At 35.7% G+C, this 25,102-nt stretch carries 26 protein-coding genes; 2 read left to right on the top strand and 24 right to left on the bottom strand.

Annotated elements, in window-relative coordinates; translation table 11 throughout:
* Positions 1-92: 92 nt before the first annotated feature.
* Positions 93-827: a tRNA 2-thiocytidine biosynthesis TtcA family protein gene (locus tag ACYPXO_RS10020; RefSeq protein WP_459640427.1), complete on the top strand. Its 735-nt coding sequence runs from the start codon at positions 93-95 to the stop codon at positions 825-827.
* Positions 828-876: 49 nt separating this feature from the next.
* Here the strand turns inward: ACYPXO_RS10020 and ACYPXO_RS10015 are convergent, their stop codons facing one another.
* From ACYPXO_RS10015 to ACYPXO_RS09980, 8 genes are all read right to left on the bottom strand, one after another.
* On the bottom strand, positions 877-1,521 hold the full coding sequence (locus ACYPXO_RS10015; RefSeq protein WP_459640426.1) for a cytidylate kinase-like family protein: 645 nt from the start codon (positions 1,519-1,521) through the stop codon (positions 877-879).
* A gap of 97 nt (positions 1,522-1,618) precedes the next feature.
* Positions 1,619-2,542, bottom strand: coding sequence for an RluA family pseudouridine synthase (locus ACYPXO_RS10010; RefSeq protein WP_459640425.1), 924 nt, complete (start codon positions 2,540-2,542; stop codon positions 1,619-1,621).
* A 1-nt stretch (position 2,543) separates the two neighbouring features.
* The gene (gene lspA, locus ACYPXO_RS10005; protein ID WP_459640424.1) at positions 2,544-3,071 is read right to left on the bottom strand and encodes a signal peptidase II; all 528 of its coding nucleotides are present in this window, start codon (positions 3,069-3,071) and stop codon (positions 2,544-2,546) included.
* Positions 3,072-3,086: 15 nt separating this feature from the next.
* Positions 3,087-3,842 carry a YlmH family RNA-binding protein gene (locus ACYPXO_RS10000; protein ID WP_459640423.1) on the bottom strand — a complete coding sequence of 252 codons (756 nt, stop codon included), beginning with the start codon at positions 3,840-3,842 and terminating at the stop codon, positions 3,087-3,089.
* 10 nt (positions 3,843-3,852) lie between these two features.
* Positions 3,853-4,398 carry a cell division protein SepF gene (locus ACYPXO_RS09995; protein WP_459640422.1) on the bottom strand — a complete coding sequence of 182 codons (546 nt, stop codon included), beginning with the start codon at positions 4,396-4,398 and terminating at the stop codon, positions 3,853-3,855.
* 24 nt (positions 4,399-4,422) lie between these two features.
* Positions 4,423-5,118, bottom strand: a complete 696-nt coding sequence (locus ACYPXO_RS09990) for a YggS family pyridoxal phosphate-dependent enzyme (RefSeq protein ID WP_459640421.1) — start codon at positions 5,116-5,118, stop codon at positions 4,423-4,425.
* Between the two features lie 10 nt (positions 5,119-5,128).
* Positions 5,129-6,511, bottom strand: a complete 1,383-nt coding sequence (locus ACYPXO_RS09985) for an HlyD family efflux transporter periplasmic adaptor subunit (protein WP_459640420.1) — start codon at positions 6,509-6,511, stop codon at positions 5,129-5,131.
* Between the two features lie 16 nt (positions 6,512-6,527).
* Positions 6,528-7,472 (bottom strand): TIGR01212 family radical SAM protein, encoded by a 945-nt coding sequence (locus ACYPXO_RS09980; protein ID WP_459640519.1) that lies wholly within the window; start codon positions 7,470-7,472, stop codon positions 6,528-6,530.
* A gap of 72 nt (positions 7,473-7,544) precedes the next feature.
* On the opposite strand from ACYPXO_RS09980, the gene ACYPXO_RS09975 reads away from it, so the two are divergent.
* Entirely contained in the window at positions 7,545-7,742 is a 198-nt protein-coding gene (locus ACYPXO_RS09975) for a DUF378 domain-containing protein (protein WP_459640419.1), read from the top strand.
* A 37-nt stretch (positions 7,743-7,779) separates the two neighbouring features.
* Here the strand turns inward: ACYPXO_RS09975 and ACYPXO_RS09970 are convergent, their stop codons facing one another.
* The 16 genes from ACYPXO_RS09970 to mutL all read right to left on the bottom strand — a co-directional run bounded on the left by ACYPXO_RS09970 (position 7,780) and on the right by mutL (position 25,095).
* Positions 7,780-8,745, bottom strand: coding sequence for a D-alanyl-D-alanine carboxypeptidase family protein (locus ACYPXO_RS09970; protein WP_459640418.1), 966 nt, complete (start codon positions 8,743-8,745; stop codon positions 7,780-7,782).
* Complete coding sequence (locus ACYPXO_RS09965; protein ID WP_459640417.1) at positions 8,729-9,124, bottom strand: methylglyoxal synthase; 396 nt, start codon at positions 9,122-9,124, stop codon at positions 8,729-8,731. Before ACYPXO_RS09965 ends, ACYPXO_RS09970 begins: the two co-directional genes overlap by 17 nt.
* A 17-nt stretch (positions 9,125-9,141) precedes the next feature.
* Positions 9,142-10,245, bottom strand: coding sequence for an FtsW/RodA/SpoVE family cell cycle protein (locus ACYPXO_RS09960; protein ID WP_459640518.1), 1,104 nt, complete (start codon positions 10,243-10,245; stop codon positions 9,142-9,144).
* A 23-nt stretch (positions 10,246-10,268) separates the two neighbouring features.
* On the bottom strand, positions 10,269-10,499 hold the full coding sequence (gene minE, locus ACYPXO_RS09955) for a cell division topological specificity factor MinE (protein ID WP_459640416.1): 231 nt from the start codon (positions 10,497-10,499) through the stop codon (positions 10,269-10,271).
* An 11-nt stretch (positions 10,500-10,510) separates the two neighbouring features.
* Complete coding sequence (gene minD / locus ACYPXO_RS09950) at positions 10,511-11,302, bottom strand: septum site-determining protein MinD (RefSeq protein ID WP_459640415.1); 792 nt, start codon at positions 11,300-11,302, stop codon at positions 10,511-10,513.
* Entirely contained in the window at positions 11,284-11,973 is a 690-nt protein-coding gene (locus ACYPXO_RS09945; RefSeq protein ID WP_459640414.1) for a septum site-determining protein MinC, read from the bottom strand. The genes minD and ACYPXO_RS09945 overlap by 19 nt, the downstream gene beginning before the upstream one ends.
* Before the next feature lie 20 nt (positions 11,974-11,993).
* Complete coding sequence (locus ACYPXO_RS09940; protein WP_459640517.1) at positions 11,994-14,864, bottom strand: penicillin-binding transpeptidase domain-containing protein; 2,871 nt, start codon at positions 14,862-14,864, stop codon at positions 11,994-11,996.
* Complete coding sequence (gene mreD, locus ACYPXO_RS09935) at positions 14,857-15,387, bottom strand: rod shape-determining protein MreD (RefSeq protein ID WP_459640413.1); 531 nt, start codon at positions 15,385-15,387, stop codon at positions 14,857-14,859. Before mreD ends, ACYPXO_RS09940 begins: the two co-directional genes overlap by 8 nt.
* A 13-nt stretch (positions 15,388-15,400) precedes the next feature.
* Entirely contained in the window at positions 15,401-16,264 is an 864-nt protein-coding gene (gene mreC / locus ACYPXO_RS09930) for a rod shape-determining protein MreC (protein WP_459640412.1), read from the bottom strand.
* Position 16,265: 1 nt separating this feature from the next.
* On the bottom strand, positions 16,266-17,288 hold the full coding sequence (locus ACYPXO_RS09925) for a rod shape-determining protein (protein ID WP_459640411.1): 1,023 nt from the start codon (positions 17,286-17,288) through the stop codon (positions 16,266-16,268).
* A 19-nt stretch (positions 17,289-17,307) separates the two neighbouring features.
* Positions 17,308-18,003, bottom strand: a complete 696-nt coding sequence (gene radC / locus ACYPXO_RS09920) for a RadC family protein (protein ID WP_459640410.1) — start codon at positions 18,001-18,003, stop codon at positions 17,308-17,310.
* 98 nt (positions 18,004-18,101) lie between these two features.
* Positions 18,102-19,694: an NAD(P)/FAD-dependent oxidoreductase gene (locus ACYPXO_RS09915; protein WP_459640409.1), complete on the bottom strand. Its 1,593-nt coding sequence runs from the start codon at positions 19,692-19,694 to the stop codon at positions 18,102-18,104.
* A complete protein-coding gene (locus tag ACYPXO_RS09910; protein ID WP_459640408.1) occupies positions 19,687-20,925 on the bottom strand; it encodes a BaiN/RdsA family NAD(P)/FAD-dependent oxidoreductase in 1,239 nt (412 codons plus the stop codon). The genes ACYPXO_RS09915 and ACYPXO_RS09910 overlap by 8 nt, the downstream gene beginning before the upstream one ends.
* A gap of 12 nt (positions 20,926-20,937) precedes the next feature.
* On the bottom strand, positions 20,938-22,224 hold the full coding sequence (locus tag ACYPXO_RS09905; protein WP_459640407.1) for a methionine gamma-lyase family protein: 1,287 nt from the start codon (positions 22,222-22,224) through the stop codon (positions 20,938-20,940).
* Positions 22,218-23,168, bottom strand: coding sequence for a tRNA (adenosine(37)-N6)-dimethylallyltransferase MiaA (miaA, locus tag ACYPXO_RS09900; RefSeq protein WP_459640516.1), 951 nt, complete (start codon positions 23,166-23,168; stop codon positions 22,218-22,220). Before miaA ends, ACYPXO_RS09905 begins: the two co-directional genes overlap by 7 nt.
* A gap of 4 nt (positions 23,169-23,172) precedes the next feature.
* Positions 23,173-25,095 (bottom strand): DNA mismatch repair endonuclease MutL, encoded by a 1,923-nt coding sequence (gene mutL, locus ACYPXO_RS09895; protein ID WP_459640406.1) that lies wholly within the window; start codon positions 25,093-25,095, stop codon positions 23,173-23,175.
* Between the last annotated feature and the right edge of the window lie 7 nt (positions 25,096-25,102).

Raw genomic sequence — 25,102 nt, 5'->3', positions numbered from 1 at the left:
ATATCACTTTATCTACTTGTATTTCAAGTCAAAATAAGATACTATAAGCAAGACGTTTTTTTTAATATTGAAACTGGAAAGGAATATATAAAATGAAGTTACAACAGTTATTGAGTTTTACACGAAAAGCTATAGATGAATACGATATGATTCAGGAAGGCGATCACATTGCCGTTGGAATTTCGGGCGGAAAAGATAGCCTAACTCTTCTTTACGCACTTCACGGACTAAAAAGATTTTATCCGAAAAAATTTGAATTAAGTGCTATAACAGTTGATTTAGGATACAACGACTTCGATTTGTCACCTGTAGAAAATCTGTGTAAGGAATTGGAAGTACCTTATAAAATTGTAAAAACTGATATCGGACGTATTCTTTTTGAGGAACGAAAGGAAACCAACCCTTGTTCTCTCTGTGCAAAAATGAGAAAGGGTGCCTTAAATGAGGCTGTGAAAGAAATGGGCTGCAACAAAGTTGCATATGCACATCATAAAGATGATATTATCGAAACAATGCTTCTTTCACTTATCTTTGAAGGACGTTTTCACTCATTTTCTCCAAAGACTTATTTGGACCGTATGGATTTAACAGTTATTCGTCCAATGATGTTTGTCGATGAGGCTGATGTAATCGGATTTAAGAATAAATATGATTTGCCTGTAGTAAAAAATAAATGTTCTGTAGACGGACATACAAAACGCCAGTATGCAAAAAATCTTGTTAAACAATTAAATACCGAACATAAAGGAACAAAAGAAAGAATGTTTACTGCTATTTTAAACGGAAATATTTCCGGATGGCCTGAAAGAATACCGCATACACGATAGCAAAATAAACTCCCCTCTCTTCTAAATAACGAAGAAAGGGGAGTTTATTTTAAAGTTTTATTTCTTTAATATTATTCTTTACTTCAATATAAGATAAAATCGCATCTGCCGTTCCTTTTATACCCAACTTAGAACTGTCCAAGCACAAATCATAACTATCTGCCTCAGCCCACTTCTTATTACTGTAATAATTATAGTAACTTGCTCTTTTCTTATCTGTCTTTAAAATCAAATCTTTTGCCTTTGCGTCTGATAAATCATAAATACGGGCAATACGTTTGACGCGGGCAGATAAATCTGCGTGAATAAACACGCTTACCCTGTTTTCATAGGATTCTAAAGCATAGTCCGCACATCTTCCCACTAAAACACAAGGTCCTTGATTTGCAATTTTCTTGATGGCATCAAACTGTGCAAGGAAAATCTTGTGATTAATTGGCATATCCATAAAAGCATTTGGAGAATATCCCATAGAATATGTATCCATAACAAGTGAATATAGAAAACTATTTGTCGGTTTTTCATCGTGTGTTTCAAAAAGTTCCTCGCATATTCCACTTTCTTTTGCAGCAATTGCTAACATTTCTTTATCATACAATTTAATGTGTAACTCATCTGCCAGCAATTTTCCGATTTCACGGCCGCCGCTTCCGAACTGACGTCCGATTGTTATAATTGTATTCATTTCTTTCATATCAGTCACGCTCCTTACGCAAATCATAAATACATCAAAAATAATGTTAGTAATATTATATAATATTTTCATACGAAAGTACATATATTCTGAAAAATTACTTGGACATTTTTTTTAATTTTTCTAATAAATCAACAAAATATTGTGGTAAAGGCGCATCTACTTCTAAATATTCATTCGTTCTCGGATGATAAATTCCCAAAATTTTCGCATGCAGCGTTTGTCCCTGTAAATGAAACGTTGACTTTGCCGGACCATAAACCGCATCACCGACAAGTGCGTGATGTATGCTTGCCATATGTACACGAATCTGATGCGTTCTTCCCGTTTCCAACTGACATTCAATATAAGTATAGTTGGAAAATCTTTCCAATACTCTGTAATGTGTAATGGCAGGCTTTCCATTTTTATAATTAATGCTCATCTTCTTTCGATCAATCGGATGTCTTCCTATCGGTCCTTCAACAGTTCCCTCATCTTCTTTTATAACACCATGCACAATTGCATGGTAAACTCTTTTTATATTATGCACTTTTAAATCTTCTGCAAGTTTCTGATGTGCAAAGTCATTTTTACAGACAAGGAGTGAACCTGTCGTATCCATATCTATGCGGTGTACAATTCCCGGTCTTATTACCCCGTTAATACCGGATAAATTATCTTTACAGTAATACATCAATGCATTTACCAATGTTCCTGTATAATGGCCAGCACACGGATGTACGACCATTCCCTTTGGTTTATTAACAATAAGAAGGTCATCATCCTCATAGAGTATGTCTAGAGGGATGTTTTCGGGAAGAATATCCGGTTCAGATAAATCAGGAATTGTCATGTTTACCACATCATTTACACTAATTTTGTAGTTTGCCTTAACAGGTATTCCGTTTACCGAAATTTCTTTTTCTTTAATCAATTTTTGAATATAAGAACGGGATACATTTTCCAGTTGTTTAGACAAAAACAAATCAATTCTCACTCCATTATCATCTTCTTTTATGATAAACTGTTCTTCCTGCATATTACTTCATTCCTCTTCCATTTACTCTGAAACTGAAAATCTCATTGATTTCTTCATCTCTATACACAAATAACACAAGTATGGCAAGCAAAATTACACTCACCACAACAAAAATATCGGCAACATTAAAAATCGGAAAATCAATTAGTTTAAAATAAAAAAAATCAACTACATAGCCTAGGCGTAACCTGTCTATCATATTTCCAACCGCTCCGGAAACAATTAAAATACTGCAAATATGCAACGGTAAAAATCGTTTTCCTAATGGTAGTTTCACATACAAATATAATACCGCCGCAATAATTAAAATAAAACTAAAAATGAAAAAGGCTTTTTGATTCTGCAACATTCCAAATGCCGCACCCCTATTTTCTAAATAATTTAATTCAAAAACATTTTTAATAAGAACAAAAGGTCGTTGTTCCTTTAAATGTTCCACTGCTAAAAATTTTGTATATTGATCAAAAAGAATGCCTGCTATTACCGCTAAAACAGCGCAGGCATAATATTTTATTCGTTCTTTCTTCATACAAATCTCCTTCTGCTATATATATTTATGTAAAAGAACATAATAACGCCCTTTTTTCGTCTGGGAAAGAATTCCTTTATATCGAAAACGTCCCATTTTCCGCACTGAAACAATATCGTCTTCTTTAACAGTATAACTGTTTGTTGTAATCAGTTTCCCATTGACAAAAACACGTCCACCCTCAATCAGAGGAACAAGTTTACTTCTTGATAAAGGAAAAACTAGAGAAAGAAGACTATCCAAACGAACAGATGCAACAGTCCCTTTAATTTCCTCAATATTAGGCGTATATGAAAATATCTGCTCATCTTCCGCTTTCACATACACGGAAGTGTGACGTATTCTTGTCAAATTTCGGCAGATAAAATCTGCCAATGTATCCTGTACAAAAAGGTACGCATCTCTTTCTATCAACAAAATATCTCCTAATTTACATCGTTCAATTCCTAAATTTAATATAGCGCCAAGGTAATCTCTATGAGAAAGTTCCTCCGCAAACTTCTTCTGTAAAGGAGATATTTTTAAAATTTTTATTGGATAAAAATGAGTATAATAAAGAGCATCAGGTAGAAAAGCAACCATCTGACGCTCTGAATCACTATACCCTCCAAATGTTTCATACTGTGTAAAAAACTCATTTTTTGGTGTTGTGTGTAAAATATTCAATTCATTGAGATTTAAAAAATCGGAATAAGTGACAATTCCTTTCTGGTATGCCACCCTTGATAATTCCAACAGTCTTTTTTGTAGTACAATCTCTTCTTTCTGCATATTACTGTCCTTAAAATCTTGTTCGAATTGATGGTACATCAAAAGATGTATTTAATAAATCCTGCAAATCTCCGGAAATTTCTACATTTGTAGGTGTTACTAAGAAAATGTAGTTAGAGATTTTCTGTAAGTTTCCGCTGATAGCATATGTCGCACCTGAAGTAAAGTCAATAATACGCTGTGCAACTTCCAAATCAATTCCCTCTAAATTCAAAATAACTGTTCTGCCACTTAATAGAGTTTCTGTAATTTCTCTTGCATCATCTACTGCGGTCGGTTTAATTACGCATACTTCCATACTTGCTGCTCTCTTTCCATTCGGCTGACGCATTGGTGTCACCTTATTATTTGTATGATTGGATACAGAGGATTGCTTTGCCTTGTTTTCTCCCTGCAAATCAAAATCTTCAAACTCTTCCTTTTCTTTCTTAAAGAAAGACTTTTTCGGCTTTTCTTCGTATTCCTCAAATTCTTCCTCTTCGCTTAAGAAATCTTCCTCTTCATCATATTCGTCATCTAATTTCATAATATTTAAAAATTTGTCTAAAACACCCATTACTATGTACTCTCCTTACGTTTCTTATTCTATATTATAATTTCTAGCACCGAAGATAGATGTACCTACACGAACCATATTTGCTCCCTCTTCGACTGCTATAGTATAATCATTGCTCATTCCCATGGAAAGAATGCTCATAGTAATATTATCAATGTTTTTCTCTGCAATGTCAACAGATAATTTCTTCATTTTAGTGAAAATTTCTCGATTTTCTTCTGATTTTTTTACATTTGGTGCAACAGTCATTAATCCTTTTACGCGTATATGAGAAAGTGAACTTATTTCTCTTAAAAGTTTCTCCACATCTTCCGGATAAACACCATATTTGCTCTCTTCTTTTGCCATATTGACTTCAATCAAAATATTAACAACACAATTTTTCTTTTCGGCTTCCTTTTCAATCATTTCAGCAAGCCGAAAGGAATCCACCGAATGAATCAGTGACACTTTATCTACAATATATTTCACCTTATTTCGCTGTAAATGTCCAATCATATGCCATTGAATATCTTTTGGTAATACCTCATATTTATCAACAAGTTCCTGTACTTTGTTCTCTCCGAAATTTCTGCATCCGGCATCATACAGTTCTTGTATCATTTCTGCAGGCTTTGTTTTACTCACTGCTATTAAAGTTATATTTTCTTTATCTAACCCTTTTTCATTACAACTTTCATAAATATTTTTTATAACATGGTTCAGATTATCTTTTAACATTTTTTTACTCCTACTGTGCAATAATATCGTTTTCTTTTACATTTTCACTTTCTAATGCAATATGGTCATAATTTGATAAGCCAAATTCATTTTTTGCCTGAACAATATAGTATTCTTTACTTTCGCAAAGAATTTGGATTTGCTTAAATACCGTATATCCTTTATTAATCTGATAAACTCCGGTTAGTTTTTTCTGCTCGCCAACCACATATGTCATATTAGAATCCGGTTTAATAAGAATATCTCCTTCATTTAATTCCGATAAATCAAAATAAGCCAAATTATCTTTTGTGTAATATATATTCAACGGAACAAATTCTGTTGAATTTTGATTATCTTTCATTCTCCTTAATACACCTGCTTCGTCACTATTTCCACCTTTTGTAACATACTCTGTCGGTACAATAAAAAAAGGCTTCTTCACAATGGCAGATTTTGGAATTTTCAGTCCTGTATAATCTGTAATAATTAATTCTAAATCAAGAAAACGTTCGTCTGCATATCGTATCATTCCATCTGCAAAATGAAGATATACCATGTACTGTTCACCTTGTTTTCTGATGGAGAGAGTTCCAACCATTTCTTGATTATCTTTTAAAAACCGAACAGTAACACTTGCTCTGTCTTTTAATTCTTCAGCCGTCTTCTCCGTAATCGGCACAACTACGGACCAGTCTTCTGAGGTGATTAATTTATATATAGGTTCCCCGACAGAAACTTTCATATTATTCTGTAATTCTTTTGCATAATATTTTTCTTTATCAAAGTTGGCTGCTGTAACCTGATCCTCCGTAAAGGATTCATAACCATCCGTTTCATAAGCAATAACACCGTCATCCATACTTTGAAGTAAAACGTTTTCCGAATGGTTGTCCAATATCGTATCAAATACACTGCTTGAATTTGGAGAAGAAAAATCAGCCAATGTATTCTTTACCGAATCTTTGAAAGAATACACTTCTGAAAAACCGGAATCCGTAAAATTATCTGTAAAAGACCTTACCGTAAGACCGAGAGAATTTTGCTGCTCCTCTGTCAATTCTTTCGTCGGATTTTCACTTGAAGTATTTCCACTATTTTGATTAGAAAATTTCTCTGGAGATATTACACATACATTCGCCCCTAATTTCACTTTTTTATTCTCTGTAGAAGGATAATTTACATATCCGCTTTTCTCAGCAGAAATCACTTTTTCCTCCCGTATCGCTATTCCAGTATAACTTTCATCATTTAATATTGTGCCCATATGTACTTCATATGTTGATACTTTATCTCTTGTGACATAAGAAATAATCAAAATAATGAGATAAATAAATAAAATACCAAACAACACGATACCTATATTCATTTTCCATTTTTTTCGATAAACTAATATTTTTTTATTCTCTGCCAAAATAAAAGCCTCCTGTTTACAGACTGTTTAATGCAGCTCCGTTTAAGTAATTATAAAATTTCCCCTGATAATACCCTTTTTCTTCCATATATGCCAATGTTTCATCCTGTAATTTCCACCAGCTTGTATTCCAATTTGAAAATACTGCATCTTTTTCGGGAACACGACTGAATAGGCGTTCTACAATAATATCGGGACTTAAATAAGCCAAAAAAACTGCAAGTCGCTCTATATATTCTTCTTTGGAACATAAAGTAATTGTACCATGTTCATAAGCCTCACACAATGGTGTGTTTTTTGGTATATAAAGCGAATGTAGTTTCACAATATCTATCTTCAACGCCGACATTACTTTTGCTGTTTCAACCGTATCCCGCAGCGTATCATGTGGCAGGTTTAGAATTAAATGTGTACAGATGGAAAAACCGTATTTCTGTATTCTTTTTACAGCGTCAATATATTCTGCAAGTCCATGTCCTCTCGATATAAAATCAAGCGTATGATAATTTACCGTCTGCAATCCTAATTCCAGATGTATGGAAATGTGATACGTTTCTTGTACTGTTTTCAAAAATTGAAGATATTCTTCCCTCACACAGTCGGGTCTTGTGGAGATGGAAATTTCCACAATATCTTCAACCTTAACTGCCTCTAATATATATTTTTTGAATGTATCTAAAGGCATATATGTGTTTGTGTAGTTTTGGAAATATGCAATAAATTTCTTTGCGTGATATCTTCCTGCAATGTACTCTTTTGTTTTTTTCAATTGCTCTGTAACAGATATAGATGACTGCATTGCCTCAAATCCTGTCCCTACATCTGCACAGAAACTGCACCCATGTCCATTTATTCTGTTTGGACAGGTAAGGGGCAGATTGACAGGAAGTTTATATACCTTTTCTCCATATTTTTCTTTTAAATAATCGGAATATTTATTATATAAAATTTTTTCGTTCATCATTCAATCCTCTATGTATAAATTTTTATTTCCTGTACATACTACTCACATCATGAATAAGGAGGAAATTACATGAAATGGTTTGATAATACTGCACTTACTTTGGTTATCGTAGGTGCGATTAACTGGCTTTTAATCGGAATTTTCCAATTTGATATTGTTGCGTTCTTATTTGGAGAGTTATCTTTCCTTTCCAGAGCAGTATATACGATTATCGGGCTTTGCGGTTTATATTTAATCAGTTTATATGGACGAATTAAAGAAATGTAAAGTAACAAACAAAGGGAGGTCTTTTGCCTCCCTTTACTTATTCTGAAACTGCATTAAGCATTTTATTCATATTTTCATATACGAGAGGTTTTGTTTCTGCCCCCATAACAATAGAAACGTAAGGATACCCCTGTCCATTTTTCGATAGCAGAATCAGACATCTTTTTGCTTCCCCTGTATTACCTGTTTTTCCTCCGATTACAGTCAAATGCTCTGGTTTCTCTGCCTCACCCAATCCATAAAGATTTGTTGTTTCCAACTGCACTGTGTGAGCCGTACCGTCTGCATTTGTAACAGGCATATCATGTTTGATTTCTGATACAATTTTAATAAACTCATCATACTGAATACACTGATTAAAAATGAGATATAAATCATATGCCGTCGTATAATGATTATCGTCATGTAAACCATGCGGATTGACAAAATGTGTATGAGTAGCACCAATATCATACGCCTCTTTATTCATTAATTTTGCAAAGTTTTCTACACTTCCTGAAATATGTTCTGCAATGGCTACAGCAGCGTCATTTCCCGATGGAATGAGAAGACCGTACAATAACTCTCTTAAAGTCAGTTTATCCCCCTCTTTTATTCCACATAAAGAAGCGGCAGGAGGAAATTTTGTTGCCGTTTTGGAAACAGTTACCACATCGTCTAAATCACCGTATTTCAAAGCGACTAAAGCGGTTAAAATTTTTGTTGTACTTGCCGGATAAATCTTTTTGTAAATATTTCGTCCATACAATACTTCTTCATCATTAAGGCTAAATAATCCGGCAGCGCTTAATGCCATATCCGTATTAACTGATTTATAAGAAATATCCTCATTAGAATTCACGCAAAGCTTCTCTGCAAATCCTTCGGCTTTATACATCGTCTTTTTATATTCTCTACTTTCATACTCTGCCAGATTCTTTTCTGAAGAAGTACAACCGATAAGCAGTGAAGAACATAACACTCCGCATAAGAATATTTTGATACATTTACCTATACATTTCACGCCAATCCAAATCTCCTCGCTCTATTGCTAAAATTAAAATCTCTGCTGTAGCAACATTTGTTGCAATTGGGATATTGTGCATATCACATAAACGTACAACGTCATTCACATCCGGTTCATGTGGTTTTACATTCATCGGGTCACGAAGAAAAATCAAAGCATCAATATCATTCTGTGCAATTTGAGCACCTAATTGCTGCATTCCTCCAAGAGGCCCTGCAAGATATTTTGTAATATTTAAAATAGTGACATCTTCAATCAAACGCCCTGTTGTCCCTGTTGCAAATAAATTATGTTTCTTCAAAATGCCACGATATGCAATACAAAAGTTCTGCATCAGAGTCTTCTTCGCATCGTGTGCGATTAATCCGATATTCATTTGTAAATCACTCCTAACTAATATTTTTTCGGTTGTAAACCAACATTCAGCACTAATCCTATTCCAATAAAGAAAGTTACCAGAGATGTTAATCCGTAACTGACAAATGGTAAAGGAATACCTGTATTTGGGAAAATTCTTGTCGCCACACTAATATTGATAAAACTTTGTATTCCTATTAGTGCGGCTACTCCTCCGCAAATAATCTGCCCTGCCAAATTTTGTGCTTTCGTACCTATTATTATACATTGTATTACGATTAATAACAACAAAATTATTGTGATACAACATCCAACAAACCCTAATTCTTCTCCGATAATGGCAAAAATAAAGTCTGTCTGCGGTTCTGAAATAAAATTACCGTTTTTTACGGAAGTTGTTCCTTTATTATTCAACCCTTTTCCCGTTGCCTGTCCGGAACCGATTGCCATAAGGGAGTTAATCTGCTGATATGCTTCCTGATCGGCATATTTATCCGGTTCAAGCCATGAAAGAATACGTTTCTGTTGATATGGTTTAAGCAACTTCTGATTTGGCTGTACCGCAATGACTAAAAAGATAACTACCAAAGGAACTGCGATTAAAAGTACATTCCTAATAAACTTATAACTCAAGCCACCAATAAACATTAATACGCAAAAAAGTGTTGCAACACAAATCGTATTCGATAAATTAGGCTGTGCGACAATTAAAACAAGCGAAGGCAAAATTAAAAATACTGCCTTAATAATATTTTTCGGTTCGTTCAAATCATCCTCATGATCCATCAAAAATTTCGCAAAAAATATAATCATAAAGATTTTTGTCAGATCAGATGGCTGTACACTGATAACTTTCAAGTCAATCCATCTCTGCGCCCCATTTACTTCCTTACCGATTAATTTAACAAGAACCAATAGTCCTACATTAATGGCATACATAATCCATGAGAAATTTAAGAGCCAGTTATAATCTATCATAGAAACGATAAGCATGGCGATAACGCCCAAAAACACTCCCATGATTTGCTTTCCCTGATAACTTGGCTTAGCACTCCCCACAACAAGTATTCCTATTGTGGAGATTGCCAAGACAAGTACAATCAGAGAAATTTTCAAATTTTTAAGTTGATAATTTTTCATTAATTTCACTGTTTATCCTCCAGTTAATTACATTCCCCCGTTAATCTAATTGAAATATTTGACTGCGTAATTTCCACATCAAAAATTTCCGGGGATACTTCTATGTACTTTGAAACTGTTAAATATAGTTCATTTCGTAATTTTTCGAATGTATCGGGTGTACAATTTACTCTGTCGGAAATTAAAAGCACTTTCAGCCTGTCCTTTGCAATGACAACAGAGTTTTTCTTCTGTCCTGATTCAAATACATTCATTTTCCAACCTCCTAATTTTTCTGAAAGAGATTGGCAAGTTTTTTGAAAAAGCCTTTATGCTCATCTAAATCTAACAAAGGAACTTCTTCTCCTACAATACGGTGACAAATATTCTCATATGCCTGTCCGGAAAGACTTTCTCCACCCACAACCGCTTCTCCTTGATTTGTGCAAATAACTATATTTTCATCATCTGGAATAGCACCTAATAAGTGGATTGCAAGTATTTCCGTCACATCCTCTACCGACATCATATCTCCTCTTTTTACCATATCAATACGAATCCTGTTAATAATCAAATCCAACTGCTTAATATGGTTTTGTTCAAGCAAACCAATAATACGATCTGCATCACGAATGGCTGACACTTCCGGCGTTGTAACTACAATCGCTCTGTCTGCCCCTGCAATCGCATTTTGAAAGCCCTGTTCAATTCCTGCCGGACAGTCAAGCAAAACAAAATCAAATTCTTCTTTTAGTTCTGCTGTCAGTTTCTTCATCTGTTCCGGCGAAATAGCCGTCTTATCTTTCGTTTGTGCAGACGGAAGAAGATACAGTTCCTCATATCGCTTATCTTTAATCAAAGCCTGTTTTAACCGACAATTTCCTTCAATAACATCTACAAGATTATAAATAATACGGTTTTCAAGTCCCATAACGACATCTAAATTTCTTAATCCTAGATCTGTGTCGATAACAATTACTTTTTTATTCAGTTTCGCCAATCCAACACCGATATTTGCAGTTGTAGTAGTCTTTCCTACACCGCCTTTTCCTGATGTTACTACAATAATTTCGCCCATTTTAATTCCTCCTGTATGTAAGCCTCATCATCAAATATAGACTGAAACGTAATATTTTCTCCATTTTGCATTGCAATCTGAGGCATCATAGACATATATTCATTTTTAGTTACCATATCCTGCTGTGCCGCTAAATTTCCTATCTTCAATTGATGCGGCTGCATGGAAAGAGAAAAAACAAAAGAATTACGGTTTCCTGTAACTCCCGCATAAGCATTTCCTTTCAATGCACCAAGCACAACTATATTTCCTTTAGCGGCAATCGTTGCACCTGCCTCCACATCTCCTAAAAGCACAACACTTTTTTCAGATTCTAACACCTGTTTTTTGTGAAGAGTACCCTTACAGAATAATCCGTCTTTTAGACTTTCCTCCATAAGACTTTCCTCCACATATCTTTTGTACATTTGCTCGCGTTTTCTGTCATTGTCTATTATACATACAATTTCAATTTGAGCGGTTTTGGAAATCATCTCAATTAATTGATGTTCTTCATCTTTTGTGAGAATACGCCCTTCAAATGAAACGGCTAATTTTGCATGATGAAAAAATTTAACCGTATCACTGAAAATCCGACCTGCCTCATCCAAAAGTTCCTGAAAAGGCGCTTCCGGATGCAGTCGAATTAAGAGGCCGTACTTGTTACTTTTAATCGTAACTAAGCGATTCATTTTATTCTCACCCCTTTAAATTAATCTCCTACTGTCGCAGATGTTACAGAAGATGCTCCGTTATGAATAATCTCCGAACTGTCTGCTAAGTTGAAGTAATATCTTACAATATCACGCCCGATTTCAGCGGCAAATGCCGATTTATGACCGTTTGCGATACGAATAGCAACGCTGATTTCCGGCGCTTCACTTGGTGCAAAACCTACAAATAAAGCATGATCCGGATGCAGTTTACTCTGCTGTGCAGTACCTGTTTTACCCGACATTTTAAAATTAGATTTCTTCAGAGATTTGAAAACACTGCTTGAAGATATCATATCTTCCATTCCCTGATGGACAAGATTCCATGTTGTATTTGAAACCTCTTTTATTTCATTATTTACTTTTGGCTCATATTTTTTCACTGTCTTACCATCAACTGTTTCTACTTTGTTCAGCAAAGTCAAATCATAAACCGTGCCTTTATTTGCTACTGATGATACATAACGTGAAAGTTGTGTGACAGTATAATTGTTTGTACCCTGTCCAAAAGCAGAACGCACGGCATCTTCAGTAGAAATATTAGACTCTGATTCAGGAATTTCAATCCCCGACTTTTGATCTAATGCAAACATTTTTGCATATTTGGCTAAAATTTCAGTACCTTTTTTACTTGAGTAATTACCTTTTTCATCCATACTCATTCTATATGCCATTTCACTAAAGAAAACGTTACACGAATGAGAAATGGCACCTGTAATGTTTAAGCCGCCGTGTGACCCCGGGTAAATCCAACATTTTGGACTTGGCGTAATTTTTGTAAATTTACCTGTACAGGTAAATGTTGTTCCGCTTGTAATTACTCCTTCTGTCAAGCCTGCAACAGCCGAAATCGGTTTGAATGTAGAACCTGGAGCCGTTGTTTCCTGCGTTGCATTGTTATAGAGAGGTCTTGATAACCCCGTAACTAATTCATTATAATATTCAGAATCCATTGTATTTGCAAGTCGGTTGTTATCATATCCAGGATAAGAAACACAGGCTAATAAAGCACCTGTATTTACATCTGTAACAACCGCTGAAGCAGTACAAGGTTCAAGCCCTAATTGCCCCGGAGTAATTTCCAACGATTTAATCTTTCCACGGATAAAGTCATACGCATTTACTGTTCCGGCATTCAAAGCATTTACCTGCTTTTCATCATATTTTAAAACATCCTGTTCATATAACATCAGACAAATTTCTTTGCCGGTAACCGTTCCGTCTTTAATCATATATTTGTAAATAAGTTTGTCAAATCCCATGTTGGCAGACAGATACTCTTTGAGGAAAGAAATAATTCCTTCATACACTTCATTGGCATCAGAATAATCGCCTTTTCCTTCAATATAATCCTGAAGTTTTGAAGTATCCACCCAGTTTTTAGAGATTGCATACTGTAAATATTCTCTTAAACTGATACTGTCATCTTCTTTCCATGCCTTGTATGTTTTATCATCTGTGTCAATCTTATCTTTTACTAAGATGCCTGTATTTTTTGTCAGCACATCATTTGCAATATAACTCATATATGCCTGCATTTCTTTAGAAAGATTTTTATACGGTTTTGCCGAAGAAGAGTTCAATTCCTCTGTAATACGGTTCAGCATAACTTCTTTTCTCTTTACGAACTTCTGATAAACCGCTGCTTCTCTAGGTTTTGCATCTTTTTCCGAAAAATGTTTGATGTCTAAAATATTATTTGCAAAGAAAGAATTTAAAACATCATCAAACGGAAGTACTTTTACATCCTGTGTTCCGGGACGTTTCTCAAAATTCATTGTATTTTTCATATTGGCAAGAATAATACCTGCTAACTGTTCTTCCAAAATTTTATAAGTAGCAATTTGAAGGTTTTTATCAATAGATAAGTACAGATTATTTCCCGCCTCTGCTTTTGTCGTTTTATCTCTCTCAATAATTTTCCCTACATTATTTACATAAAGAACTTCTTTACCGTTTTTTCCCTGTAAAACGGAATCCATAGACTGTTCTAATCCTGCTTTTCCTATAATATCCGTTTTAGAATAGTCTTTTCCTTCTGCCTTAAAATTATCATACTCTTCTGTAGAAATTTTTCCTGTATATCCTAAAATAGAAGCAAAATACTTACTATTCGGATAATAACGCAGAGAATCTTCCTGAATGTCTACTCCCTGCAATGAATCTAAATTTTCCATAATTGCTGCCACTGTTTCATTACTGACATCCGAAGCAATTGTCGTCGGAATATACTTTTGGAAACTGTTCAATCCCATCGCATAGCGGACGTTTATCAATTTCAGAACCATTTCTTTGCTATAGTTCTTACGTTTAATTCCGTATCCATATGAATCATCTTCACAAAGATATTTAATAATGTCATTCGGTGTAGACCTTTTCTGTTGTTCTTTTAAATCACCAATCTTCGCTTTCCCGTATACATCCGCAATAAAACGCATTCTTGATGTTCCTTCCGGATGCAGAAAACTGTATTCGTTATTTTCATCTAAAACAATTCCAAAATCATTGATAATAGAATCACCGTTTTTTTCTATAATTCCAATAACTCTTTCGATTGTCTGATTAATCTTTTTATTTTTTTCTTCCTTATCTTCATAAGTACCGTTGTCTTCAATAGTTACCGTATATGCCAGTTTATTTTCCGCCAGAACCTGTCCATTTCTATCATAAATAATTCCTCTGGTTCCCTGCACTTCTCTCGTCTTTTGTATCTGTAATTTATAGTTATCCAAATAGTCCTGTCCATTTACAATCTGTAGACTGAAACATCTCTGAACCAGTATACCAAACATAATAAAAAATACAATAATGACAATGAACAATCTGGATTTCATCACTCCACTAATTGCCTCTTTTATCCGATTAAACAAATTTACTTGCACTCCTTTTCTCTTCGGTTTCAAGTTTTCGGTTAATGTGTAAAATAATTTGATACAACACTAAAGTTACTAAAATAGTATACATCAGTTCCGGCATAATAATATGCAACAAGTAATAAATAAAATCAAATTTACTTCTCATTAGATAGACGCATACATAAATAATAAGACCATATAATAATTCACTACCTGCAATCAATGCTAAAGGAAGTTTAATGTCTTCATCATAAAATAAACGTTTAAAGAAACCGTTTACATAACCGATAAGTGTATAAATCAAAGCATAAAAACCGATTACACCTTGTAACCCAAAAAATACATCTATCATTAATCCGCATATAAATCCCACAACCATTCCTTCATTTTTACCACGCATAAATCCAAATGAAGAAACAATCACAACGAGAAGATTAGGTGTGATGCCAGCCAATGAAAAACTTGGAAAGACTGTTGTTTCAAGTAAAAAGCAAACTACAATAATGAAAAGAGTTATAATTTTTCTTTTTATCTTCATTAGTCTTCTCTCCTTACTTCTTTTTCTGAACTAAATCTTTCTTCGTAGAAGTAATAACAAGCACTTCCTGAAGTTTCTTAAAGTCCACAACAGGCGTAATATAACCTGAGCGTGTTAAGTTGTTGTCATCTACATTAATTTCACTAATATATCCGATAAGGATACCCTGCACATATTTTGAACTGATTTGAGAAGTGACAACCTGTTCTCCTTCTTTAATTTTAGTATTATTGTTAGCAAGTTGTTCAAAACGGATACGCCCATCCGCAAGCAGTTTCAAATCCCCACGCACTACACAGGTATCTGATGTAGATAATACCATACCACTCACATTACTTTGGTCATCAATAATTGCACGCACTTCTGACGAATGCGGTCCTACTTTCGTAACAATACCGACAAGCCCTGCACCTGCGATAACATTCATATCTACTTTAATTCCATCTTCGCTTCCTTTATCAATGGTAAAGGTACTAAACCAATTGCTTCCATTATTTCCGATAACGCGAGCTCCAATCTTTTCATAATCCGAATATGTCTGGTCTAACTTATATAACTCACGCAGTCTTTCCAATTCATATTTATCCTGCTGCAAACGATTATTAGCAATTGTCAGGGAATCCACCTTCTTTTTCAACGATTTGTTTTCCGCTTTTACATCCTGTAATGTATCAAAGTTCTCTGTTAAATCACTCAGGTACATTCCTACCCTGTTAATTCCTTTTTGCATAGGTACAACCGTATAATCTGCAACTATTTTAAGAGGTCCGGATGCTTTATCCGAAACTAAGGACAACCCGATAAAAATGATACAGATTGTTGTAATAATTAATAACCAATATTTACTTGGTACTGATAGTTGATTTTTTCCTTTCATATTATCTCATCCACCTAAAATTTTCATCAAGCATTGAATATGCCAATTTTTGTAACTCTTTTGATAAAATTATTTTTTTCAGTCCATTGACTGCACTCAACTCAGGATTTTTTGCTAATGTTACTTTTAATCCCGTTGCTCCTTCCATATACGTTGCAAGTCCTCGCAAATTTGCAAGTCCTCCCGTCATATATATTCCCTTTTTCTTTACCTCCGTCAATACTTCCGGCGGAGTCCTTTCAATCAGAGATTTTATGGAACGGCTTATCTCCTCAAGTGATTCTTTTATGGCTGCCCTCACAAGACTGATGGAAACATCATATTGTGTTGGAACACCTGAAATCAAATTTCTTCCTGCAACGGAAAGGGTATGGTCACTTGCGTCATCGAAAATACCAAATTCCTTTCTAAGTGTTTCTGCCGTCAGCCTTCCTATAAGAAAGTCATGATTATGACGAACACGATTGACAATTGCTTCATCTAATGTTACTCCGCCGACTTTAACTATCCTGTTTAAAACAAGGCCGCCATAGGATAAGACTGACAATTCTGTGATTTCTCCCCCGAAATTAGCAATAAAAATACCTTTTTCGTTCTGCACATCCAATCCTATTCCCACTGCATCTGCAATACCGCGTTCTACAATATTAACTTCCTTTGCCTTAGCCGTTGAATGAATAACTAAATCAAAAAAAGCTCGTTTCTGTACTTCCGTAACATCTGTCGGAACAGCAATCATATATTTAGAACCGCGTGCAAATCTTTTGCCCTTTTTCAACAGATTTTGTAACAGATACTGTAAATCATTAAAATGAGAAATTTCTCCCTCTTTCATAGGGAAGACAATTTCTATATTATCCGGCGCTTTCTCATACATCTCATACGCCTCATCGCCTACAGAAAAAATGGTATCCTCATTTTCAATGGCAATCGCATTTTTTTCTGTCCAAATCGTATCCTTTTTTTTGTCATAAACTTTAACTTCATATGTTCCCAGGTCTAATCCATATATATTCCCTAGCATTCTATTTCCTCTCAATAAGTTATACCAGATTTTTCTCCGCCAAACTGGTATAACAGTTATTCCCAATAATAATATGGTCAAGCAATTCAATCCCAATTAAATTGCCTGCCTCTTTTATCCTTTTTGTAATTAAAATGTCTTCTTTACTTGGAGTCGGGTCACCGCTTGGATGATTGTGCAATAATATAATAGATACAGCATTCTTTTGCAGAGCCTCAATAAACAGTTCGCGTGGAGATACTAAAGATGCATTCACCGTTCCTTTTGAAATATCCGTTTCTCCTATTAATCTCGCTTTTGTGTTTAACATTAGAAGTTTCATATGTTCCTGCTGATGATGCCGCAGGTCTTCCATATAATACTCTGCAATCTTTGCGGCAGATGAAAAATCAAGACCTTTGATTGCGGAGGCTTTGGAAAGTCTTTTGCTCAATTCCACAATGCAAACTATCTGAAGTGCCTTTACACGTCCAATTCCGTGAATTTTCTTAAGTTGTGTCAAAGAGTATTGATGTAGATTGATAAGTCCCCCTCTTTGATTCAAAGGATATAAAATGCGTCTTGCCAGTTCAAGAGAATTACTGTTGATTGCTCCGTTTCTCAACAAGACTGCTAAAAGTTCAATGTCTGTCAAACTACTCACGCCTAAACGTTCGCATTTCTCATATGGACGTTCTTCTTCTATCATATCTTTAATTTTCTTTGTTTGACTCATTTTAATTATAGACTCATTACGACACAAGATTTATTTTAGCATACTTTAAAATCGGTGTATACACCCAACAAATTAAATTTTTCTGAAGAAGGGCGAATTTAGTCGAATGCACGGTGAATTTTTGCGATTTCTTCCGCTACCTTTAATCCGTCCATTCCTGCAGAAGTGATTCCACCCGCATATCCTGCTCCCTCGCCACAAGGGTAAAGCCCTGCGATTTCGCTCATTAGTCCTTCTCCCCTTTTTATTCTTACCGGAGAAGACGTTCTGCTTTCCACACCTGAAAGCAATGTGTCTTCCTGCGAAAATCCTCGAATTTTGTTGTTAAATTTTTTGATACCCTCCTCAATAGATAAGGCAATTTCTTCAGGAAAGATAGATCTGACATTAGCAAAATCATAATTCCCCTTCATTGATGGTGTCACTTTTCCAAAATGAGAAGATACCTGATTTTTACAAAAATCTTCATAACGCTGCACAGGAATTTTACCTCCCGCCAATTGATATGCCTTCTCTTCCAGTTTTCTCTGAAATTCCACTCCTGAAAGAGCGTTTATTCCACCGTAATCTTCTGGAGTTACCGTAACTATAATTGCACTGTTTGCATTCTTCCCATCTCTACTGTGATAACTCATTCCATTGACAGCTAAACGATTTTCTTCCGAAGAAGCATTTACCACATATCCTCCCGGACACATACAGAAAGAGTACACCCCTCTTCCGTTTTCCAATTGTTCCGCTACCTTATACGATGCTGCAGAAAGCAAAGGATTTTTCTCCATGCCGTATTGAGAGAAATTAATCATAGACTGTAAATGTTCTACACGTACACCAACGGCAAAAGCCTTTGCTTCCATTGGCACATTTCTCTTATATAACATTTCAAATGTATCTCTGGCACTGTGTCCGATAGCAAGCACAACTGTTTCACATGGAATTTTTTCTTCTCCATTGACAGTCAAAGAAACTACTTTTTTATCTTCTATGCAAATATCTGTTACCTGACTATGAAAACGTACCTCACCACCATATGAAATAATAGACTGGCGCATTCTTTTTACTACATCTATAAGAATATCTGTTCCGATATGGGCTTTATTTGTATAGCAAATATCCTCCGGTGCTCCATGCTTTACAAAAATCTCTAAAACTTTTTGGTTTCTCCCAAAGGAATCTTTAACAAGCGTATTTAACTTACCATCCGAAAATGTACCTGCACCGCCTTCACCGAACTGCACATTAGACACAGGGTTTAATTTACCTGTTTTCCAAAATGTTTCTACATCCTTTATTCTTTCATCCACCTCTGCTCCACGCTCCAATAAAACCGGACGATAACCGTAAAGAGCAAGCATATATGCACAAAAAAGCCCTGCCGGTCCGCTTCCGATAATAATCGGACGATGTCGCATAGAAATCTTTCCGCTCGGACAAAAATGATACTTAACAGACGGTGAAGGCATAATCTGATTATCTTTTACTTTACGCAAAATATTTTTTTCACTTGAAACCGTCACATCCACTGTGTATGTGTAAAAAATCTGCGGTTTTTTTCGTGCGTCAATAGACTGTTTAACAATTTTCACTTTTTTTATATCCGAAACAGATATACGCAGCATTTTTCCGATTTTCTTTTTCAATTCTTCCTGCGTATGTGTAATCGGTAATTTTATTTGATGAATTCTAATCATATTTTTTCCCTTTCGCCGCATTTTCTCCCGCTAAATATCCGGTTGCCCACGCCCACTGCAAATTATAGCCGCCACAAATACCATCCACGTCCAAAAGTTCTCCGGTAATATACAGGTCTTTTTCATATAAAGATTCCATTGTATTTATATCTATCTCGTTCAGACGAACACCGCCTGCACAAACTTGCGCCTGCTCAAAAGAATTTGTTTCCGTAATTTCTATCTCAAATCCCTTACATTTGTCAATCAGACGTTCCACTCTCTCTTTTTCTACTTCAGAAATAATAGTTCTTTCTCTTACTCCTGACGCTCGAAGTAAAATCGGCATCAGTTTCTTATTTAGCATTCCTATAAGAAATTCTCCTGCCTTCTTTTCAGCATTCTGTCGAATTCTATTTTCAAAAAGCGTTGACAGTTCTTCTCTTGTAAATTCAGGAAAAAAGTCTAGCCTTACTTTAGGTATTTTCTTCCGGTAAAGTGCAAGAGAAGCAAAACGGCTGATTTGAAAAACAGGAATTCCTGATATGCCATAGTCCGTAAACTGTACCTCTCCCGTATCTTCTCCACATAATCTGTTATCTACATAGAGCGAAATTTTTGCATCTGCCCTAACTCCTGCAATCTGCTTGAAAAACGTTCCATTCCCATGTAACTGTACAAGCGCCGGCACAACAGGGGCTATTGTATGACAAAACTCCTTTACCAGACTGTATCCGCTGCCGTCAGATCCAAGAGATGCTGCTGCTTTTCCTCCCGTTGCAAGAATAACGGAATCTGCCATATATATACCTGTAGATGAAACAATCTTAAATTGTTTTGCCTTCGTTATTTTCGTTACATGACTATTGCATATGATTTCTACCCGCTGCCGCTTCAACTCCATATTAAGCACATCTAAAATTGCCGCTGCCTGATTGGATTTCGGATAGTAATATCCATTTTTATTTTTAGGAAGAATACCAAGTGTTTCAAAAAAACAAAGTGTTTCCTGTGTACCGAATTTATTCAGCACAGTACCAACTCTTTCCTTATTTTCACTCCGAAAACAACTCTCTGTCATGTATTCATTTGTAAAATTACATCTGCCGTTTCCGGTTGCCAATATTTTCTTTCCCACTTTTTCTTTATGTTCTAAAATAAGCACGTCTGCTCCGTTTCTTCCCGCAATAATACCTGCAACAAGTCCCGATGCTCCTCCGCCAATAACGACAATTTTTTTACTTTTTTTCATACGATCCTTTCATTAAGGCAGTTTCACAAGTCCCGCCTGTACCAATTTTTCCAAACTCATTAAAATACCAAATTTTGCGTGTGTCCATGTAAGACCACCCTGAAAATATACTGCATACGGAGGTTTGATTGGTCCGTCCGCACTTAACTCAATAGAAGACCCCTGCACAAACGCACCTGCTGCCATAATTACATCACTGTCATATCCCGGCATTGCCCACGGCTCAGGAGTAACATAACTGTCTACAGGTGCTGCTGCCTGAATCCCCTGACAGAAAGCAATCACTCCCTCAGGCGTTCCAAACTCAACTGCCTGAATAATATCATGACGGCTTTCACTTCCGTTTGGAATAACCGGAAATCCCAGTTCTTCATATATATTTGCAGCAAATATAGCACCTTTTAATGCTCCACTTACAACTGTCGGTGCTAAAAACAATCCTTGATAAAACGACTGCATAACACCAAGCGAAGCGCCGACTTCTTTTCCAAGACCCGGAGAAGTAAGACGATAGGCACAATTTTCAATACATTCATTTTTTCCCGCAATATATCCGCCAATTGGAGCAAGACCACCTCCCGGATTTTTTATAAGTGAACCGACAACCATATCTGCTCCCACATCACTTGGTTCAATTGTTTCTACAAACTCACCATAGCAGTTATCTACCATACAGATTACATCAGGTTTAATCTTCTTCACAAAAGTAATTAGTTCACCAATTTGTGCAACAGAAAAACTCGGTCTTGTCTGATAGCCTTTTGACCGCTGGATAGTAACCAGTTTTGTTTTCTCTGTAATTGCTTTTTTTATATTTTCATAATCAAATGTTCTGTCTTCCAGCAAATCAACTTGACGATAAGTAATTCCGTATTCTGCAAGAGAGCCTTTTGATTCACGTATTCCAATCACTTCTTCCAATGTATCATATGGTTTCCCTGCCGGAGATAAAAGTTCATCACCCGGTCTTAAATTTGCACTTAATGCAAGTGCAAGTGCGTGTGTTCCACAAGTAATTTGTGGTCTTACTAAAGCAGATTCTGTGTGAAATACACTCGCATACACTTCCTCCAGCGTATCTCGTCCTAAATCATTATACCCATATCCGCTGGCATAATTGAAACACGCCTCACTTACTCTTCTGTCCTGCATTGCCTGAATAACTTTTAACTGATTAAATTCAGCAACCTCGTCTACCTTCTGAAAACGCTCCGTAAGTTTCTCCTCTATTTTCTTTCCAAAAGCATATACCTCTTCGGAAATTCCTAATTGTTTGTATTGTGTTTTTATTTCTAACATGGAAGTACAATCCTTTCTTTTATCTTTTCAAGAAGAAATGCTAAAATTTTCTCCTCATCATAATCAAATTCATCTTTATTTATCCAAATAACGTCCTTTTCACGCTTAAACCATGTAATCTGGCGTTTTGCAAAATGCCTTGTATCTCTTTTCAAAATATAAACTGCCTCTTCAAGAGAGAAGACGCCGTTTAAGTAATCCAAAATCTCTTTATATCCAAGTCCCTGCATGGAAGTCATTTCACGCGTATATCCCTTTTCCTTTAACATCTCGACTTCAGCAACAAGTCCTTCTTTAAGCATTTCATCAATGCGTAACTCAATTCGTTTATACAAATGTTCCCTTATATCATTTAATACGAAATAGCAAAATTGATACGGCGATTCTTTTTCTCTTTCCTTTTCATTATGCTCTGAAATCTTCTGTCCGGTCTGTTTAAAAAACTCTAACGCTCTTATTACACGTTTTACATTATTTGCATGAATATTTTGTGCAGATTTTTCATCGACTGCCTTTAGCATCTCGTGGAGATATTCCGCTCCTTTTGTATCGGCAATATGTTCTAATTCCCGCCTATACGCCGTATCTTCGTTATTCTCTGTAAAATCAATGTCATACAAAAGTGCCTGAATATAAAATCCGGTTCCGCCTACGACAATAGGTATTTTCCCTTTTGCATAAATTTCTTCCATCGCCTTTTTTGCCAAACGCTGAAATTTAACTACGTGAAATTCTTCATCCGGCTCTAATACATCAATTAAATGATGCTTTACTCCCTGCATTTCCTCCGGCGTAATCTTTGCCGAACCAATATCCATATGACGATATACCTGCATGGAATCCGCAGAAATAATCTCGCCGCCGATTGCTTTTGCCAGATTAATAGATGCCTTTGTCTTCCCTACCGCAGTCGGTCCCGTCAAAATAATTAATGGCTTTTTCATCATTCTAAACAATCCTCTTAAACTTTTTCTCTAACTCTTTCTTCGTCATTGCAATAATAGTCGGTCTTCCATGCGGACAATGATATGGATTTTCCAACTCTAATAATTCCCCAATTAATGTATTTACCTCCGCTACAGATAATTTTGCATTTCCTTTTACCGCCGCTTTACAGGACATGGATGCAATTTTCTCACCAATAATATCCGGTGCTTCTGCAGAAGTAATATCATCTGAAAGACTATCTAGCATTTCCATCAGCAGTTCTTTTTTTGCAATACTAAACAAATTGTCGGGAACTGCTCTCACCGCAAAAGAATCTCCTCCAAAATTTTCTATCTCAAATCCGATTTTCGTAAATAAATCCATATGCTCCGTCAATAAATGTGCCTCCTGCATGGAAAGATTTAAAATAATAGGAGGACTTAAATATTGAGAAGTAAACGTTCTTTCTTTCATACCATGCAGTGTTTTTTCATATAATACTCTTTCATGTGCTGCGTGCTGATCAATAATATATAACTGTTCCTGAAATTCCACAAGCCAGTATGTATCGAACACCTGTCCAATCAATTTATACTCCTGTACTGCCTTTTTCGTTAATAACTTCTCTTCAAAAAAATTTAACTGTTCTGCTTTTATTTCTTTCTGTATATCCGATGTTGGTGTCTGAGGTACACAAACAGAAGGAATATTCTGTTTTTCCCGTTCACGATTTTTATTGTAAGTAACAGCCTCTTTAATTCTGTCAATCTGTGCATTTCCCCGATGTAATTCCATCGTATCTTTCACTTCCGCCTGTGATGCCTGTCTATGATAAGATTCAACACGTTCTTTCATCTTTCGCATAAAATATGCTTCATCATGTACTTCCGGAACTTTTTTCTCAGGTGCAGCCATTTCCTTTACAGGTTTTGATAATTCCACCCGCGGAATCAAATCCGGTTCTATAAGTGTTTCTTTCACGGTGCGATAAACAAAATCATATACTTCCTGCTGATGACTGAAGCGAAGTTCCATTTTTGTCGGATGTACGTTCACATCAATTTCATTTCCATCCAGCCAGAAGTGAAGTACTGTAAACGGATATTTATGCTGCATTGTAAAATCTTTATACCCATCTTCAATCGCTTTCGCAATAATGTTACTCTTTACATACCTGCCGTTAATATAATAATTCTCGTAATTGCGATTTCCTCTGGAAATAAGAGGTTTTCCGATATAACCACTCACACGTATTTTTCCTTCATCTCGATTAACTTCTAACAGATTATTGGCAATCTCCCTGCCAAACACATGGTAAATAACATCTTTTACTTTACCGTTTCCCGATGTATGTAACTTGCTCTGCCCATTATTAATAAACTGAACGGATACTTCCGGATGGGATAATGCAAGACGTATCATTAGTTCATTTACATGGCTCGCCTCCGTCATCGGCGTTTTCAAAAATTTACGGCGGGCAGGTGTATTATAAAAAATCTGATGAACAAGAAAAGTAGTTCCTTCCGGTGCTCCTACGTCTTCAACACCTTTCTCCACACCGCCTTCTATTGTATATTTTACTCCAAAATCACTTTCTTTTGTTTTCGTAATTACTTCTACCTGTGCAATCGCCGAAATACTTGAAAGTGCTTCGCCTCTAAATCCAAGGGAAGAAACTGTTGCCAAATCTTTTTCAGAACGTATCTTACTTGTAGAATGACGCAAGAAAGCAAGGGCAACTTCCTCTTTGGGAATACCACATCCATTGTCCGTTATTCTAATAAAAGAAATACCACCTTCCTTTATCTCTACGGTAACAGCAGTTGCCTTTGCGTCAATCGCATTTTCCACCAATTCTTTTACAATGGAAGCTGGGCGTTCTATTACCTCCCCCGCCGCTATTTTATCAATTGTAATCTGATCCAACACCTGAATATTCGGCATATATCTT

The sequence above is a fragment of the Faecalimonas canis genome, from assembly GCF_054601575.1.
Note: the sequence above shows the minus strand (reverse complement) of the source record. Positions and strands in the feature narration are given on the sequence as shown.

Excerpts from the sequence above, each read along its gene's own strand:
- ACYPXO_RS09915 (WP_459640409.1), bottom strand. The coding sequence starts at position 19,694 with ATGATTAGAATTCATCAAATAAAATTACCGATTACACATACGCAGGAA.
- ACYPXO_RS09910 (WP_459640408.1), bottom strand. The coding sequence starts at position 20,925 with ATGAAAAAAAGTAAAAAAATTGTCGTTATTGGCGGAGGAGCATCGGGA.
- lspA (WP_459640424.1), bottom strand. The coding sequence starts at position 3,071 with ATGAAGAAAGAACGAATAAAATATTATGCCTGCGCTGTTTTAGCGGTA.
- minE (WP_459640416.1), bottom strand. The coding sequence starts at position 10,499 with ATGAATGTATTTGAATCAGGACAGAAGAAAAACTCTGTTGTCATTGCA.
- ACYPXO_RS09960 (WP_459640518.1), bottom strand. The coding sequence starts at position 10,245 with ATGAAAAATTATCAACTTAAAAATTTGAAAATTTCTCTGATTGTACTT.
- ACYPXO_RS10015 (WP_459640426.1), bottom strand. The coding sequence starts at position 1,521 with ATGAAAGAAATGAATACAATTATAACAATCGGACGTCAGTTCGGAAGC.
- ACYPXO_RS09995 (WP_459640422.1), bottom strand. The coding sequence starts at position 4,398 with ATGGGTGTTTTAGACAAATTTTTAAATATTATGAAATTAGATGACGAA.
- radC (WP_459640410.1), bottom strand. The coding sequence starts at position 18,003 with ATGAGTCAAACAAAGAAAATTAAAGATATGATAGAAGAAGAACGTCCA.
- ACYPXO_RS09980 (WP_459640519.1), bottom strand. The coding sequence starts at position 7,472 with ATGAACGAAAAAATTTTATATAATAAATATTCCGATTATTTAAAAGAA.
- ACYPXO_RS09945 (WP_459640414.1), bottom strand. The coding sequence starts at position 11,973 with ATGAATCGCTTAGTTACGATTAAAAGTAACAAGTACGGCCTCTTAATT.
- ACYPXO_RS10010 (WP_459640425.1), bottom strand. The coding sequence starts at position 2,542 with ATGCAGGAAGAACAGTTTATCATAAAAGAAGATGATAATGGAGTGAGA.
- ACYPXO_RS10020 (WP_459640427.1), top strand. The coding sequence starts at position 93 with ATGAAGTTACAACAGTTATTGAGTTTTACACGAAAAGCTATAGATGAA.
- mreC (WP_459640412.1), bottom strand. The coding sequence starts at position 16,264 with ATGAAAGGAAAAAATCAACTATCAGTACCAAGTAAATATTGGTTATTA.
- ACYPXO_RS09990 (WP_459640421.1), bottom strand. The coding sequence starts at position 5,118 with ATGTTAAAAGATAATCTGAACCATGTTATAAAAAATATTTATGAAAGT.
- ACYPXO_RS10000 (WP_459640423.1), bottom strand. The coding sequence starts at position 3,842 with ATGCAGAAAGAAGAGATTGTACTACAAAAAAGACTGTTGGAATTATCA.
- minD (WP_459640415.1), bottom strand. The coding sequence starts at position 11,302 with ATGGGCGAAATTATTGTAGTAACATCAGGAAAAGGCGGTGTAGGAAAG.
- ACYPXO_RS09905 (WP_459640407.1), bottom strand. The coding sequence starts at position 22,224 with ATGTTAGAAATAAAAACACAATACAAACAATTAGGAATTTCCGAAGAG.
- miaA (WP_459640516.1), bottom strand. The coding sequence starts at position 23,168 with ATGAAAAAGCCATTAATTATTTTGACGGGACCGACTGCGGTAGGGAAG.
- ACYPXO_RS09965 (WP_459640417.1), bottom strand. The coding sequence starts at position 9,124 with ATGAATATCGGATTAATCGCACACGATGCGAAGAAGACTCTGATGCAG.
- mreD (WP_459640413.1), bottom strand. The coding sequence starts at position 15,387 with ATGAAGATAAAAAGAAAAATTATAACTCTTTTCATTATTGTAGTTTGC.
- mutL (WP_459640406.1), bottom strand. The coding sequence starts at position 25,095 with ATGCCGAATATTCAGGTGTTGGATCAGATTACAATTGATAAAATAGCG.
- ACYPXO_RS09925 (WP_459640411.1), bottom strand. The coding sequence starts at position 17,288 with ATGCTAGGGAATATATATGGATTAGACCTGGGAACATATGAAGTTAAA.
- ACYPXO_RS09975 (WP_459640419.1), top strand. The coding sequence starts at position 7,545 with ATGAAATGGTTTGATAATACTGCACTTACTTTGGTTATCGTAGGTGCG.